The organism is Streptomyces sp. NPDC001617, assembly GCF_053596855.1.
In genome coordinates this window covers 70,050-83,771 of record NZ_JBSFHA010000047.1, presented here as the reverse complement: position 1 = coordinate 83,771, position 13,722 = coordinate 70,050, and the positions used below count along the sequence as shown (strand labels likewise).

Here is a 13,722-nt window from a genome sequence, read left to right as displayed (position 1 = left end):
CTACAAGACTTGCTGAGGTGCTGGACCGGCACCTGCAGCACCTGCGGCCGCCCCCTCAAAACCGGCAGAACCAGAACCTAACGAAGCACTACTAGTCCTGAGGCCGCTTCAGCCGGGCCACGAACTTGTACCGGTCCCCCCGGTACACCGACCGCACCCACTCCACCGGCTCCCCGGTCTTGTCGAAGGAGTGGCGGGACAGCATCAGCATCGGCAGGCCCACGTCGGTGCCGAGCAGGCCGGCCTCGCGTGGGGTGGCCAGCGAGGTCTCGATGGTCTCCTCGGCCTCGGCGAGATGGACGTCGTAGACCTCGGCGAGGGCGGTGTAGAGGGACGTGTACTTGACGAGTGACCTGCGCAGGGCCGGGAAGCGCTTGGCGCTGAGGTGGGTCGTCTCGATGGCCATCGGCTCGGCGTTGGCCATGCGCAGGCGCTCGATGCGCAGCACCCGGCCGCCGGCGGTGATGTCGAGGAGCTCGGCGAGGCGGTCGTCGGCGGTGATGTAGCCGATGTCCAGGAGCTGCGAGGTGGGTTCGAGGCCCTGGGCGCGCATGTCCTCGGTGTACGAGGTGAGTTGCAGCGCCTGCGAGACCTTCGGCTTGGCGACGAAGGTGCCCTTGCCCTGGATGCGTTCGAGGCGGCCCTCGACGACCAGCTCCTGGAGCGCCTGGCGCACCGTCGTGCGGGAGGTGTCGAACTCGGTGGCGAGGGTGCGCTCGGGCGGTACCGGTGTGCCGGGCGACTGTGTCTCCGTCATGTCGAGCAGGTGCTTCTTCAGGCGGTAGTACTTGGGGACGCGCGCGGTACGGACGCCTGCGCCGCCCTCGTTCTCCGCACTGTTGACGTCGCTGCTCATGCTCTGCCTTCCCGGCTCCGGATGCGGGTCACTTCGTGATCCTTCTGTATACCGTCGCCGCTTGTGTTGGTCTAGTCCACGGGGCCAAGTGGTCTAGCGGACGAGATTACTCCGGCGTCGCTGATTTCGCTGGTTTCTTACTTAAAGGTTCCTGCATATGTAGGTCGCATAACAGCTGGTCAGGGCCGTTTCGACAACTCTTGACAGGTCTCGTGGTCTGGTCCAAGCTCCCCCTACTGGTCTACACCATTGGTTCAGGTCCCGGCGCATGAGCGGGGAGGTGTGGGCATCCCTGAGGAGGGTGGCGTGAAGCGCAAGCTCATAGCCGCGATCGGTATCGCGGGCATGATGGTCTCCATCGCGGCGTGCGGGGGCAACGACAAGGGTTCGTCGGGCGGGGGCACCGACGCCAAGGAGCTGACGGTCTGGCTGACCGTGGACGCCCAGAACAACTGGCCGAACCTGGTGAAGGCGGCCGACGCGGCCGTCCAGAAGGCACACCCCGGCATCAAGATCAAGCACGAGTACTACGGCTGGCCGGACAAGAACACCAAGCTCGACGCGGTCCTCGCCACCGACAAGGCGCCGGACGTGGTCGAGATGGGCAACACCGAGATGCTGAGCTACATGGTCAAGGGCGCCTTCGCCCCCGTGGACGCCTCGAAGTTCACCAACTCCTCCGCCTGGCTCGACGGCCTCAAGGCCTCCGTGACCTACCAGGGCAAGACCTACGGCGTCCCGTACTACGCCGGTGGCCGTGTCGCCAACTGGCGCAAGGACCTGTTCGCCTCGGTCGGTGCCAAGACCCCGCCGAAGACGTACGCCGCGCTCCTCTCCGACCTGGACAAGGTGCAGAAGAAGGAGGGCAGCAAGTTCTCCGCCTGGTACCAGCCCACCCGTGACTGGTACGCGGCCATGTCCTACGTCTACGACGCCGGCGGCTCCATCGCGACCGAGTCGGGCGGCCAGTGGAAGGGCAACCTCTCCTCGGCGGAGTCCATCAAGGGCCTCACCGACTTCAAGACGGTCATCGACACGTACATGCACGGTGACAAGACCAAGGACGAGTCCGACCGCTACATCGTCTACGGCCAGGGCAAGTCCGGCATGATCTTCGGTGCCGCCTGGGAGGGCGCGACCTCCGCCGACCCGAAGAACGACAAGACCGGCAAGCTCAAGGACAACCTCGAGAACTTCGTGATGCCGGGTCCGTCCGGCAAGAACATGCCGGTCTTCCTGGGCGGTTCGGACCTCGCCATCCCGGTCAAGTCCAAGGCGCAGGGCGTCGCCGCCGAGTGGATCAACGCTTTCACCGGCCCCTCCGGCCAGAAGGGCCTGATGGCCAAGGGCAACCTGCCCAACAACAAGACCGACCTCGCGACCCTGAAGAACGACCCCGCGACGGCGGTCCCGGCCACCGCGGCCGAGTCCAACTGGTTCGTCCCGATGGCGCCCGGCTGGGGCCAGGTCGAGAAGGCCCAGATCCTGCAGACCATGCTGCAGAACATCGGCACCGGCAAGGAGTCGGTGGCGGCCGCCGCGAAGGAAGCGGACGCCGCGATCGACAAGGTCATCAACACCAAGTGACCTGAGAGCAGGGCTCTGTTGCATCGGCAGAGCCCTGCTTCCCGTACGACCTGAGGGACCGCTGAGGAGCGCGCGATGAGTGCCGCAGACACCACCACCCCCGCCAAGGTGCCGCCGCCGCGGCAGGCGCCGCCACCACCGGCCGCCCCGAACAAGCCGCGCAGAAGCGGGACTTCGGGGGGCGCGGCCATCCCGTGGCTGCTGCTCGCCCCCTGTCTGCTGGTCCTCGGCCTGGTCATGGGCTATCCGCTGGTCCGCCTGGTCACCCTGTCCTTCCAGAAGTTCGGTCAGTCCCAGCTGTGGGGCTTCCAGCCGGCCGAGTGGGTCGGGTTCGACAACTTCACCGGGGTGCTGGGCGACGGCGAGTTCTGGCAGGTCGTGCTGCGCACGATCCTCTTCGCCGCCGGGGCGGTCATCCTCACCATGGTGCTGGGCATGCTGATCGCCCTGCTCCTGCAGCGGGTCTCCGGCTGGGTGAAGACGCTGATCAACATCGCGCTGGTGGCCAGCTGGGGCATGCCGATCATCGTCGCCACCACGGTCTTCAAGTGGCTGTTCGACGCCGACTACGGCATCCTCAACGCGCTGCTCAGCAAGCTGCCCGGCGTGGACCTGATCGGCCACAACTGGTTCGCGAGCGGTCCGCAGGGCCTCGCCGTCATCATGCTGCTGGTCGTCTGGGGAGCCGTCCCCTTCGTCGTCATCACCCTCAGCGCGGGACTCACCCAGGTCCCCGCCGAGTTGGAGGAGGCCGCCCGGCTGGACGGCGCGGGCCCCTGGGGCGTCTTCCGTTATGTCACCCTGCCCATCCTCAAGCCGATCATCGTGATGCTCACGACCCTGTCGGTCATCTGGGACATGGGCGTCTTCCCCCAGGTCTTCGTGATGCGCGACGGCCATCCCGAGGCGGAGTTCCAGCTCCTGACCACCTACTCCTACCAACGCGCCTTCGAGGTCAACGACTACGCGCAGGGCTCGGCGATCGCCCTGATCACCGTGGTGCTGCTGCTCGGTGTGGTCGCGGTGTACATGCGGCAGATGCTGAAGATCGGAGAGGTCGAATGAGCGCGATCACCACCGGGCGGACCCCGTCCGCCACCGGCCGGCCCCGGAAGTCGAAGGCCGGCTGGAACATCCTCGGCCTCCTTGTCTTCCTCACCGCCGGCTTTCCCGTCTACTGGATGCTCAACACGGCCATCAAGCCGGCCAAGGACACCATCGACCCCGACCCGAGCCTGTTCCCGACCGGCTTCACGCTCGACAACTTCCGCCGGGCGCTGGCGATCGCGGACTTCTGGGGCCCGGTCGGCCGCAGCCTGATCGTCTCGCTGTCGGTCGTGGTGATCGGCATCGTCGTCGGCCTGCTGGCGGCGCTCGCCATCTCCAGGTTCGCCTTCCGGGGCCGCAAGGTCGTGATCGTCGGCATCCTGGCGGTTCAGATGGTCCCGCTGGTCGCCATGATCATCCCGGTCTTCCTGCTCCTCAACGACCTGCACCAGTACGACAAGCTCTCCGGCCTGATCATCACGTACCTGACCTTCATCCTCCCCTTCACGGTGTGGACGCTGCGGGGCTTCATCGTCAACATCCCCAAGGAGCTGGAGGAGGCGGCGATGGTCGACGGCTGCTCCCGCACCGGCGCCTTCATCCGCGTGGTCTTCCCGCTGCTGGCCCCCGGCATGGTCGCCACCTCGGTCTACGCCTTCATCCAGGCCTGGAACGAGTACATCTACGCCCTCATGCTGCTCAGCCAGGAGCACCAGACGGCGACCGTCTGGCTCGGCAACTTCACCACCAAGCACGGCACCGAATACGCCCCGATGATGGCCGGAGCCACGCTGATGGCCGTGCCGATCGTCGTCCTGTTCCTCCTCGTCCAGCGCAAGATGGCCGCGGGCCTGACCGCCGGCGCAGTGAAGGGATAACGCCACCCGATGACGACATTCGCCAGCGGCACCACTGCGTCCAATGCAAAGGACAGGTTGACCCGCGACGCGCTCACGGTCCTGCAACCGGGCTTCACCGGCACCACGGCCCCCGACTGGGTCCTCCGCCGCCTCGGCGAGGGCCTCGCCGCGGTCGGCCTCTTCGGCCGCAACATCGCCACCCCTGAACAACTGACAGCCCTCACCGCCCAGTTGCGCGCCGAACGGGACGACGTCCTGGTCGCCATCGACGAGGAGGGCGGCGACGTCACCCGCCTGGAGGTGCGCACCGGATCCTCCTTCCCCGGCAACAACGCGCTGGGCGCGGTCGACGACGTCTCGCTGACCCGGGAGGTCGCCGCCGAACTGGGCCGCCGCCTCGCGGCCTGCGGAGTGAACCTCAACTGGGCCCCGTCCGCCGACGTGAACTCCAACCCGTCCAACCCGGTCATCGGCGTACGCTCCTTCGGCGCCGACCCGGCCCTGGTGGGCCGCCACACCGCGGCCTACGTCAACGGCCTCCAGTCCGCCGGCGTCGCGGCCTGCACCAAACACTTCCCGGGCCACGGCGACACGGCGGTCGACTCCCACCACGCGCTCCCGCGCATCGACGCACCCGCGGAGATCCTCGCGGAACGTGAACTGGCCCCGTTCCGCGCGGCCATCACCGCCGGCACACTCGCCATCATGACCGCGCACATCCTGGTCCCGGCCCTCGACACCGACCGCCCGGCAACGCTGTCACGTGGAGTGCTCACGGAGTTGCTGCGCGGCGAACTCGGCTACGACGGCCTGATCGTCACCGACGGCATGGAGATGCAGGCCATCGCCGGCACCTACGGCATCGAGCGGGGCAGCGTCCTCGCGATCGCCGCCGGCGCCGACGCGATCTGCGTGGGCGGCGGCCTCTCGGACGACGACACGGTACGGCGCCTGCGCGACGCCCTGGTCGCGGCGGTGCGCGCGGGCGAGCTCCCCGAGGAACGGCTGGCGGACGCGGCGGAACGGGTGCGGGCGCTGGCGCGATGGACATCGGAGGCGAGGGCGGCCCAGGCGGCGGGCGTGCCGGACGGGGTGCCCGACGGTGAAGTGGGCCTGAGCGCGGCACGCCGTGCGCTGCGCCTCACCGGCGCGGGAGGCGTCGAACTGCGGGGCACGGGCACGGACCGCGCTCGTCTCGACGGCTTCACCCCCCTCGCCGACCCGCCCTACGTCGCCGCCTTGAACCCGGTCCCGAACTTCGCGGTCGGCGACGAGACGCCCTGGGGCGTGGCGGCGGAACTCTTCCGGCTCCTCCCCGGCACGGAGACGGGCACCTTCACCGGCGACTCCGCGGGCCTCGCGGCCCTGGCCGCGGCCGGCCGCCGCCGCATCGTGGCCGTCGTCCGCGACGAACACCGCCACCCCTGGATGGCCACGGCCCTCGACACCATCCTCCGCACCCGCCCCGACACGATCGTCGTCGAAATGGGCCTCCCCCAGGCACCCCCACGAGGCGCCCTCCACATCGCCACCCACGGCGCGGCCAGGGTGTGCGGCAGGGCTGCGGCGGAGGTCATCGCGGGAACCCGCTGAGAAGTCTTTCCTTCCGGACAGCAGAAGGCGCCGATCCCCAGGGATCGGCGCCTTCGACGTGAGCTGCTCAGATCCCCTGCCAGTCCGGCTTGTTGGCGAACGTGTGCCGGAAGTAGTCCGCCAACTTCAGCTTGGACGCGGCCCCCTCGTCGACCACAACCGTCGCATGCGGATGCAACTGCAGCGCCGAGGCAGGGCACACCGCGGCCAACGGCCCCTCCACGGTCGCCGCCACCGCGTCGGCCTTGCCCTCACCCGTGGCGAGCAGGACCAGATGGCGCGCCTCGAGGATCGTCCCTATCCCCTGAGTGATCACATGGTGCGGCACCTGCGAGATGTCCCCGTCGAAGAACCGCGCGTTGTCCACCCGCGTCTGCTCGGTCAAGGTTTTGATCCGAGTCCGCGAGGCCAGCGAGGAACACGGCTCGTTGAACCCGATGTGCCCGTCCGTCCCGATCCCGAGCAACTGCAGATCGACCCCACCGGCCTCGGCCAACGCGCTGTCGTACGCCGTGCACGCCAACTGCACGTCCTCGGCCGTCCCGTCCGGCCCCATGAACGCGTCCATCCCGATCCCCAGCGGCTCCAACACCTCCCGCCGCACCACGGACCGGTACGACTCCGGATGCTCGGCCGGCAGGCCCACATACTCGTCGAGCTGGGCGACGCGGGCCCGCGAGGCATCCACCGCCCCCGACCGCACCTTGGCCGCCAGGGCCTCGTAGATGGGCAGCGGCGTCGAGCCGGTCGCCACGCCGAGCAACGCGTCGGGCTTGCGCCGCAGGAGCCGTGCCATGGCCTCGGCGATGAGCTCGCCGCCCGACCTGGCGTCCGGAACGATGACAACTTCCACGCTGGGCCTGCCGTTCTGAAGGGCTGTGTGGGCTGTGTGGGGTGTGGGGGGTGGACCGTGTGGTTTAGACCAATCTAACAGAGTTGACCCCTGTGGCCCAGGTGAAAGAGCGGCACCCCGATTCCATGCGGAAGACAGGCGCCGTTCGCCGCGGGGGAGTGAAATGGGGGCCATGACCGCCACTGCACCGGACCCCCAACGCGACGTCCCCGGCCGGATCATGGCCCGCGAGATGGCCGAGCAGCCCGCCGTGCTGCGCCGCCTCCTGGATGAGGGCGCCCCGGCCATCCGGCAGGTCGCCCAGGACATCGCCGCCCGCAACCCCCGCTTCGTCCTCCTCACCGCGCGCGGCACCTCCGACAACGCCGCGCTCTACGCCAAGTACCTCCTGGAGATCCGCCTCGGCCTCCCTTGCGGCCTGACCTCGATGTCCACCACCACGGCCTACGGCGCCCGCCCCGACCTCACCGACGTCCTGGTGATCACCGTCAGCCAGTCCGGCGGTTCCCCGGACCTGGTCGCCTCGACCCGCGCCGCCCGCGAGGCCGGCGCGATCACCCTCGCCGTCACCAACAACCCCGACTCACCGCTGGCCGGTGTCTCCGAGTACCACGTCGACGTCATGGCCGGCCCGGAGAGGGCCCTCCCCGCGACCAAGACCTATACGGCCTCCCTCCTCGCCCTGTACCTCTTCGTCGAAGGACTGCGCGGCGGCGACGGCGCCCCCGCCAAGCCGCTTCCCGACCTCGCCGAGCAGCTGCTCGCCCGGCAGGACGAGGTCCGCGCCCTCGCCGCCCGCTACCGCTTCGCCGAGCGCATGGTCATCACCTCCCGCGGCTACGGCTATCCCACGGCCAAGGAAGCCGCCCTCAAGCTGATGGAGACCAGCTACATCCCGGCCCTCTCGTACTCCGGCGCCGACCTCCTGCACGGCCCGCTCGCCATGGTCGACAACGTCTCCCCGGTCATCGCGGTCGTCACCGACGGCAAGGGCGGCGAGGCCCTCCAGCCCGTCCTCGACCGGCTGCGCGGCCGGGGCGCCGACCTGTTCGTCGTCGGCCCCGCGCACCAGGTCGAGCAGGCCTCGGCCGGCTTCGTCCTGCCCACCGAGGGCGTGGCCGAGGAGGTCCAGCCGATCCTGGAGATCATCCCCCTCCAGCTCCTGGCCTACGAGGTCACCATCGCCCGCGGCCAGGACCCCGACGCACCCCGCGCCCTGGCCAAGGTGACGGAGACCCACTGAGCCCGGCCGGGAGGCCTACGTCAGCGAACCTCCCGTCGCATCCACCCAGCTCCCCGTCACCCACCGCCCCGCGTCCGACGCGAGGAACGCCACCACGTCCGCGACGTCGGCGGACTCGCCCACCCGGCCCAGCGCGGAGAACGCTGCCGCCCGGGCCCAGCCGTCCGGACTCCCGTGCAGCAGCTCGGCCGTGTTGTCCGTGTCGATGAGGCCCGGTGCGACCGAGTTCACGGTGATGCCCCGTGGGCCCAGCACCTTGGACAGGTCGCGGGAGAGGATGTCGAGCGCGCCCTTGGTCATCGTGTAGGCCATGTTGTGCGGCATCGCGGCGGTCCGGGTCAGTCCTGACGAGATGTTGACGACCCGGCCCCCGTCCCGCAGCCGCGCCACGCCCTGCTTGACGATGAAGAACGGCGCCTTCACATTCACCGCGAAGACCCTGTCGTACTCCTCCTCGGCCATCTCCTCGATCGACGACGCCTTCCCGATACCGGCGTTGTTCACCAGGATGTCCAGCCCGTCCGCATGCCGGTCGAACTCCTCCCACAGGGCCTCCGCGTCCCCCGGGCGCCCCAGCTCCACACCGATCGCGAAGGCCGAGCCGCCGGCCGTCTCGATCGCGGCCACCGTCTCCTTCGCCGCCGACTCGTTCGTCCCGTAATGCACCGCCACTCGCGCGCCGTCGCGCCCCAGCCGCTCGGCGATCCCTCGCCCGATGCCCCTGCTCGCCCCCGTGACGAGTGCCGTCCTGCCCGCAAGCACGCCCATACCGGCGCCCCCTTCGCTCATTCCCTAGCGGTCGCTACAAAAAGACCGTACAGCGACCCGCCGACATTTCTCTAGCGTCCCTTATACAATTCACTCCATGGTGGGCAGCGAGGACACGAAGACCAAGGCCGCACCCGCATCCAAACCCCGCGGCCGCCCCCGTTCCTTCGACCGCGAGACCGCGCTGGAGAAGGCCGTCATGGCGTTCTGGGAGCACGGCTACGAGGCGACCTCCGTCTCCGATCTCACCCGCGTCATGGGCATCGGGGCGCCGAGCCTGTACGCGGCCTTCGGCGACAAGCGGGCCCTGTTCGACGAGGTCGTGACCGTCTACGGCGCCCGCTACGGCTCCTTCACCGAGCGCGCCCTCGCCGAGGAGCCCACCGCCCGCGCGGCCGTGCGGCGCACGCTGTGCGAGGCCGCCGCCGAGTACACGGCGCCGGGCCGGCCGCACGGCTGCCTCGTCATCCACGCGGCCACCAACTGCACCAGCCCCGAGGTCGAGGAGTCCCTGCGCGAGCGGCGCAACGCCAACATCGCCGCCTTCGAGAGTCGTATCCGGGCCGACGTCGCGGCGGGGGAGCTGCCGGCCGGCACCGACGTCCGCGCCCTCGCCCGGCACACCGGGGCGGTCATCCAGGGCATGTCGCAACAGGCGCGGGACGGGGCGAGTCGGGAGGAACTGGAAGCGCTCGCGGAAATTGCCATGTCCATCTGGCCCCGCACATGAACCCACACGGGTTAGGCTGCGTGGTGGATGCTAGGGCGTCCGAGCAGTTGGAGACCGGTCGGGAAATAACAACAACCAACAGGCTCCAACGCATGGACACGCGTAGTGGTCTAGTCCACAATTGAAGGAGAGACTTCCGTCTTCCCCGCACAGGAAGGCGGACCGAGGAACCGGAGCTCTCTGCCCTGACTGCCCCGGCTCCTCAACCTTCGGCCGATACCGGGACCGCACACCCCGCGGCCGATTTTGCTCCGGGCTGCGGTGCCGAGAGGGTTGAGGGTCCCTCTCAGGCGCCGCGGCCCGCGGGTGTTTTTAGGCCACCCACATACCGCCAGGTACGCTCGCACACGTGCCCTCCATGAACGAACTGGTCCGCCAGCACACCGCCCTCGACGACTCCGACCTCGAGTGGCTCCATCTGCTGGTCTCGGAGTGGCAACTGCTCTCCGACCTCTCCTTCGCCGACCTGGTCCTGTGGGTGCCCACGAGTGACGGCACCCGGTATGTGTCCGTCGCCCAGATGCGGCCGAACACCGGCCCGACCTCCTACCAGGACGACATGGTCGGCCACCTCGTCCCGCGCGGCCGCCGCCCCATGCTGGACGCGGCGCACGACGAGGGCCGGATCGTGCGTGAGGGCGACCCCGAGTGGCGCGAGGAGGTGCCGGTCCGGGTCGAGTCGATTCCGGTACGGCGGGAGGGGCGCGTCCTCGGTGTCATCGCGCGCAACACCAATCTGCTGACCGTGCGCACGCCCAGCCGCCTGGAGCTGACGTACCTCCAGAGCGCCTCGGACCTCGCGCAGATGATCGCGGCCGGCGCCTTCCCGTTCGCGAACCAGCAGATGGACATGGACGCCGCCCCGCGCGTCGGCGACGGCCTGATCCGCCTGGACGCCGACGGCATCGTCCAGTACGCCTCCCCGAACGCGCTCTCCGCCTACCACCGCATGGGCCTCGCCTCCGACCTGGTCGGCCAGCACCTCGGCAAGACCACCGCCGAACTCGCCCCGACCCGTGGGCCGGTGGACGAGGCGCTCGCCAAGGTGGCCAGCGGCTGGGCACCCCGCGAGTTCGAGATCGAGGCGCACGACGGGGTCATCCAGTTCCGCGCGATCCCCCTCAAACCCAAGGGCACCCGCATCGGTTCACTCGTCCTGCTCCGTGACGTCACCGAACTCCGGCGCCGCGAGCGCGAGTTGATCACCAAGGACGCGACCATCCGGGAGATCCACCACCGGGTGAAGAACAACCTCCAGACGGTCGCCGCCCTGCTGCGCCTCCAGGCCCGCCGCATCGACTCCGAGCGCGGCCGCGAGGCCCTCGAAGAGGCGGTACGGCGGGTCGGCTCGATCGCGATCGTGCACGAGACGCTCTCCCAGAACCTGGACGAGCGGGTGGAGTTCGACGAGATCGCCGACCGGGTGCTGGCCATGGTCGCCGAGATCTCGCCCGGCAAGGTCACCGGCCGGCGCAGCGGCCGCTTCGGCATCCTCGACGCCGAGGTCGCCACCCCGCTCTCCATGGTCCTGACCGAGATCCTGCAGAACGCCCTCGAACACGGCTTCCGCGAGGGCGACACCGGCACGGTCGAGGTCTCGGCCGTCCGTGGCGGCACGACCAAGGAGGCCCGCCTGCTCGTCACCGTCCAGGACGACGGCGTCGGCCTGCCCGAGGGCTTCGACCCGCACACCGACGGCAACCTCGGTCTGCAGATCGTACGGACGCTGGTGGAAGGGGAGTTGGGCGGCGCGTTCGACATGGTGCCGGCGCCGGAGCGGGGGACCCGGGTCATCCTGGACGTACCGGTGCGCGCCCACAAGTAGCCCCCGACAGCCGTGGTGCGCACGGCAGGAGTCCCGGGACAGCAAAGAGCCCCGGATCCGAAGATCCGGGGCCACTCGCTCGTTGCTGCTCTATTGCTAGGCGCACCGGGGGCACTGCGCGCTGCGGCTCGGGGGCGGGAGATGCGTACTCGCTGTACGCGCCGCCAAGCTCAGGCTTGGGTGGGGCGGGTGTGTCAGGCGGAGGCCTGACGGGCACGGTTGCGGGCGGCACGGCGCTTCATGGCGCGACGCTCGTCCTCGCTGAGACCACCCCAGACGCCGGAGTCCTGGCCGGACTCGAGCGCCCACTGCAGACACTGATCCATGACGGGGCAGCGACGGCAGACGGCCTTGGCTTCCTCGATCTGCAGCAGCGCAGGACCGGTGTTGCCGATGGGGAAGAAGAGCTCGGGGTCTTCCTCGCGGCAAACGGCGTTGTGACGCCAGTCCATGGCTGCTACCTCTCCTTGGTATTACGTGCAAGTTGCTTGTGAATGTGAACGCTTTCACGAATCCCTCAACAAGTGAAGGGCCACCAGCCAGTTTCCCTGGCGAGGTCCTGTGATTCGAAGAGGGGTTCCGGTGGTCTGTGGACGCTGGTGTTGCGGGCTGTCCCGACCGCCACGTAGAGACTCGCAAACCTCAGCGGCGGATACAACCCCTACCGGAAAGTTTTTTTTGATTCCTCGGTGTCGACTACATCACAGCCGTACTTCCATGGGGTGGATCCTGGCCTAAACGTTCGAGTGAAAGGACTTCAGCCCTTTCTGCTCACACAATCACACGCAGTGCACGGCGTACGCCTGTGAACGTCACGCTGGTACGCAGTCCGAGGTGGTCGCCGTCCATCTGAAGGGGGAGGGGGGCCTTCGAATGCAAGGTGAACTGGTCCAGGTCGTGCAGGGTCACCGCATGCTTGCCCTGAGGGCCGCGCTCGGGGGACGAAGTGAGCAACTGTGTGGCATATCGGGCGGCCAGGACCGTGGACATACGGCTGAGAGCGAGTACGTCGAGCCCGGTATCGAACGAGGCCTTAGGCGTCGCGTACACCGGACGATTGCCCAGATACGTCCACGGCGAGGTGTTGCAGATTATGGACAGCACCAGATCGGTCACCGGTTCCTGGCCGGGCCGTTCCAGCGTGATGGAGCCGTGGCGCTTGTTGGGCTCCTGCAGGAACTGGCGTGCCACCTGGCGCAGATAAAGGGCGTGCGTGGATTTCTTGCCCTGCTCGCGCTGCTGCTCGACCCGCCCGACCACGCCCGCGTCGAAGCCCAGGCCCGCGCAGAACGTGAACCACCGCTCCGGCACCGCCTCGTCCTCGGTGCCCGGCGTGCCCGCCGCGAGGCCCATGCCGACCGTGCGTTCGCTGCCCTCGCTCAGGGCGCTGAGCAGGGCGCCGGTCGCCTCGACGGCGTCGTTGGGCAGGCCCAGGGCGCGGGCGAAGACGTTGGTGGAGCCGCCGGGGACGACGGCGAGGCGGGGGAGGCCCTCCGGGTTGGGGCCCGCGTGCAGCAGGCCGTTGACCACCTCGTTGACCGTGCCGTCGCCGCCGAGGGCCACGACCAGGTCGATGTCCTCGCTGTCGGCCGCCTGCCGGCCCAGGTCACGCGCGTGGCCGCGGTATTCGGTGGTGACCGCCTCGAGCTTCATCTCGCTCGCGAGCGCGTGGATCAGCACATCGCGCGTACGTGCGCTTGTGGTGGTGGCTGCCGGGTTGACAACGAGAAGTGCACGCATGAGTTGCAGCGTACCTACTGGGGGGTACCGGGCACAGGCCGAGGTGTGGATCAGGTAAGAGGCGGGGCGTGAGTCTCACCACGAGGGTCGCTCTCAACCTTGCCGCGAGGCCCCGCGTCCCCCGGATCGGCCGTCCCGTCCCCAGGGCTACCCTTCAGGGGTGACCAGTGAGCAGACCCCCGCCACCGAGGAAGACACCGGCCCCCGCCCGCGCCGCCTGACCTACGCGGCCGCGCTCGCCGCGCTGGAGGGCCTGGCGCTGTTCGCCGGGGGCGTCTGGATGCTCGTGGAGGGTCTCGCGGGCGATCCGGACGACCGCGGCTCCGCCGTCACCGGCGGCATCACGCTGATCGTCCTCGCCCTGCTCCCGCTGCTCGCCGCACGCGGGCTGCTGGCACAGAAGAGCTGGAGCCGGGGCCCGGCCGTGATCACGCAGATCATGGCGCTGCCGGTGGCCTACAACCTGCTGCAGGCCGACAGCGTGGCCATCCCGGCGGGCATCGCGCTGGCGGTCGTCGCCGTCGCGTCCCTCGTCCTGCTGGTCAATCCGGCCACGACCCAGGCCCTCGGCATCAAGGGTCCGGGCCGTGCGCAGGACGGGAAGCAGTAGGCGTACGAGG

At 69.2% G+C, this 13,722-nt stretch carries 13 protein-coding genes; 8 read left to right on the top strand and 5 right to left on the bottom strand.

Annotated elements, in window-relative coordinates; all coding sequences use genetic code 11:
- Positions 1 to 91: 91 nt before the first annotated feature.
- Positions 92 to 856: a GntR family transcriptional regulator gene (locus ACWC09_RS30745; RefSeq protein ID WP_450854168.1), complete on the bottom strand. Its 765-nt coding sequence runs from the start codon at positions 854 to 856 to the stop codon at positions 92 to 94.
- Positions 857 to 1,162: 306 nt separating this feature from the next.
- Here ACWC09_RS30745 and ACWC09_RS30740 point away from each other — a divergent pair, with 306 nt between their 5' ends.
- The 4 genes from ACWC09_RS30740 (at position 1,163) to ACWC09_RS30725 (ending at position 5,943) form a co-directional block, all read left to right on the top strand.
- Positions 1,163 to 2,443, top strand: a complete 1,281-nt coding sequence (locus tag ACWC09_RS30740) for an extracellular solute-binding protein (RefSeq protein WP_450854167.1) — start codon at positions 1,163 to 1,165, stop codon at positions 2,441 to 2,443.
- Positions 2,444 to 2,518: 75 nt separating this feature from the next.
- Positions 2,519 to 3,508, top strand: coding sequence for a carbohydrate ABC transporter permease (locus ACWC09_RS30735; protein ID WP_450854166.1), 990 nt, complete (start codon positions 2,519 to 2,521; stop codon positions 3,506 to 3,508).
- Entirely contained in the window at positions 3,505 to 4,368 is an 864-nt protein-coding gene (locus tag ACWC09_RS30730; RefSeq protein ID WP_450854165.1) for a carbohydrate ABC transporter permease, read from the top strand. The genes ACWC09_RS30735 and ACWC09_RS30730 overlap by 4 nt, the downstream gene beginning before the upstream one ends.
- Positions 4,369 to 4,377: 9 nt before the next feature.
- Positions 4,378 to 5,943: a glycoside hydrolase family 3 protein gene (locus ACWC09_RS30725; RefSeq protein WP_450854164.1), complete on the top strand. Its 1,566-nt coding sequence runs from the start codon at positions 4,378 to 4,380 to the stop codon at positions 5,941 to 5,943.
- Positions 5,944 to 6,010: 67 nt separating this feature from the next.
- On the opposite strand, the gene nagB is transcribed toward ACWC09_RS30725, so the two are convergent.
- Positions 6,011 to 6,796, bottom strand: coding sequence for a glucosamine-6-phosphate deaminase (gene nagB / locus ACWC09_RS30720; RefSeq protein ID WP_450854163.1), 786 nt, complete (start codon positions 6,794 to 6,796; stop codon positions 6,011 to 6,013).
- Positions 6,797 to 6,968: 172 nt separating this feature from the next.
- On the opposite strand from nagB, the gene ACWC09_RS30715 reads away from it, so the two are divergent.
- Positions 6,969 to 8,039, top strand: a complete 1,071-nt coding sequence (locus ACWC09_RS30715) for an SIS domain-containing protein (RefSeq protein ID WP_450854162.1) — start codon at positions 6,969 to 6,971, stop codon at positions 8,037 to 8,039.
- Between the two features lie 15 nt (positions 8,040 to 8,054).
- Here the strand turns inward: ACWC09_RS30715 and ACWC09_RS30710 are convergent, their stop codons facing one another.
- A complete protein-coding gene (locus tag ACWC09_RS30710; RefSeq protein WP_450854161.1) occupies positions 8,055 to 8,807 on the bottom strand; it encodes an SDR family oxidoreductase in 753 nt (250 codons plus the stop codon).
- A 97-nt stretch (positions 8,808 to 8,904) separates the two neighbouring features.
- Between ACWC09_RS30710 and ACWC09_RS30705 the strand changes: the two genes are divergently transcribed.
- Together ACWC09_RS30705 and ACWC09_RS30700 are read left to right on the top strand one after the other, a co-directional pair.
- The gene (locus ACWC09_RS30705; protein ID WP_450854160.1) at positions 8,905 to 9,537 is read left to right on the top strand and encodes a TetR/AcrR family transcriptional regulator; all 633 of its coding nucleotides are present in this window, start codon (positions 8,905 to 8,907) and stop codon (positions 9,535 to 9,537) included.
- Positions 9,538 to 9,895: 358 nt separating this feature from the next.
- Complete coding sequence (locus ACWC09_RS30700) at positions 9,896 to 11,362, top strand: sensor histidine kinase (RefSeq protein ID WP_450854170.1); 1,467 nt, start codon at positions 9,896 to 9,898, stop codon at positions 11,360 to 11,362.
- Between the two features lie 194 nt (positions 11,363 to 11,556).
- On the opposite strand, the gene ACWC09_RS30695 is transcribed toward ACWC09_RS30700, so the two are convergent.
- Positions 11,557 to 11,814, bottom strand: a complete 258-nt coding sequence (locus tag ACWC09_RS30695; protein WP_006142322.1) for a WhiB family transcriptional regulator — start codon at positions 11,812 to 11,814, stop codon at positions 11,557 to 11,559.
- 319 nt (positions 11,815 to 12,133) lie between these two features.
- Positions 12,134 to 13,102, bottom strand: coding sequence for a diacylglycerol/lipid kinase family protein (locus ACWC09_RS30690; RefSeq protein ID WP_450854159.1), 969 nt, complete (start codon positions 13,100 to 13,102; stop codon positions 12,134 to 12,136).
- A gap of 160 nt (positions 13,103 to 13,262) precedes the next feature.
- On the opposite strand from ACWC09_RS30690, the gene ACWC09_RS30685 reads away from it, so the two are divergent.
- Positions 13,263 to 13,712, top strand: a complete 450-nt coding sequence (locus ACWC09_RS30685) for a hypothetical protein (RefSeq protein ID WP_450854158.1) — start codon at positions 13,263 to 13,265, stop codon at positions 13,710 to 13,712.
- Positions 13,713 to 13,722: the final 10 nt, after the last annotated feature.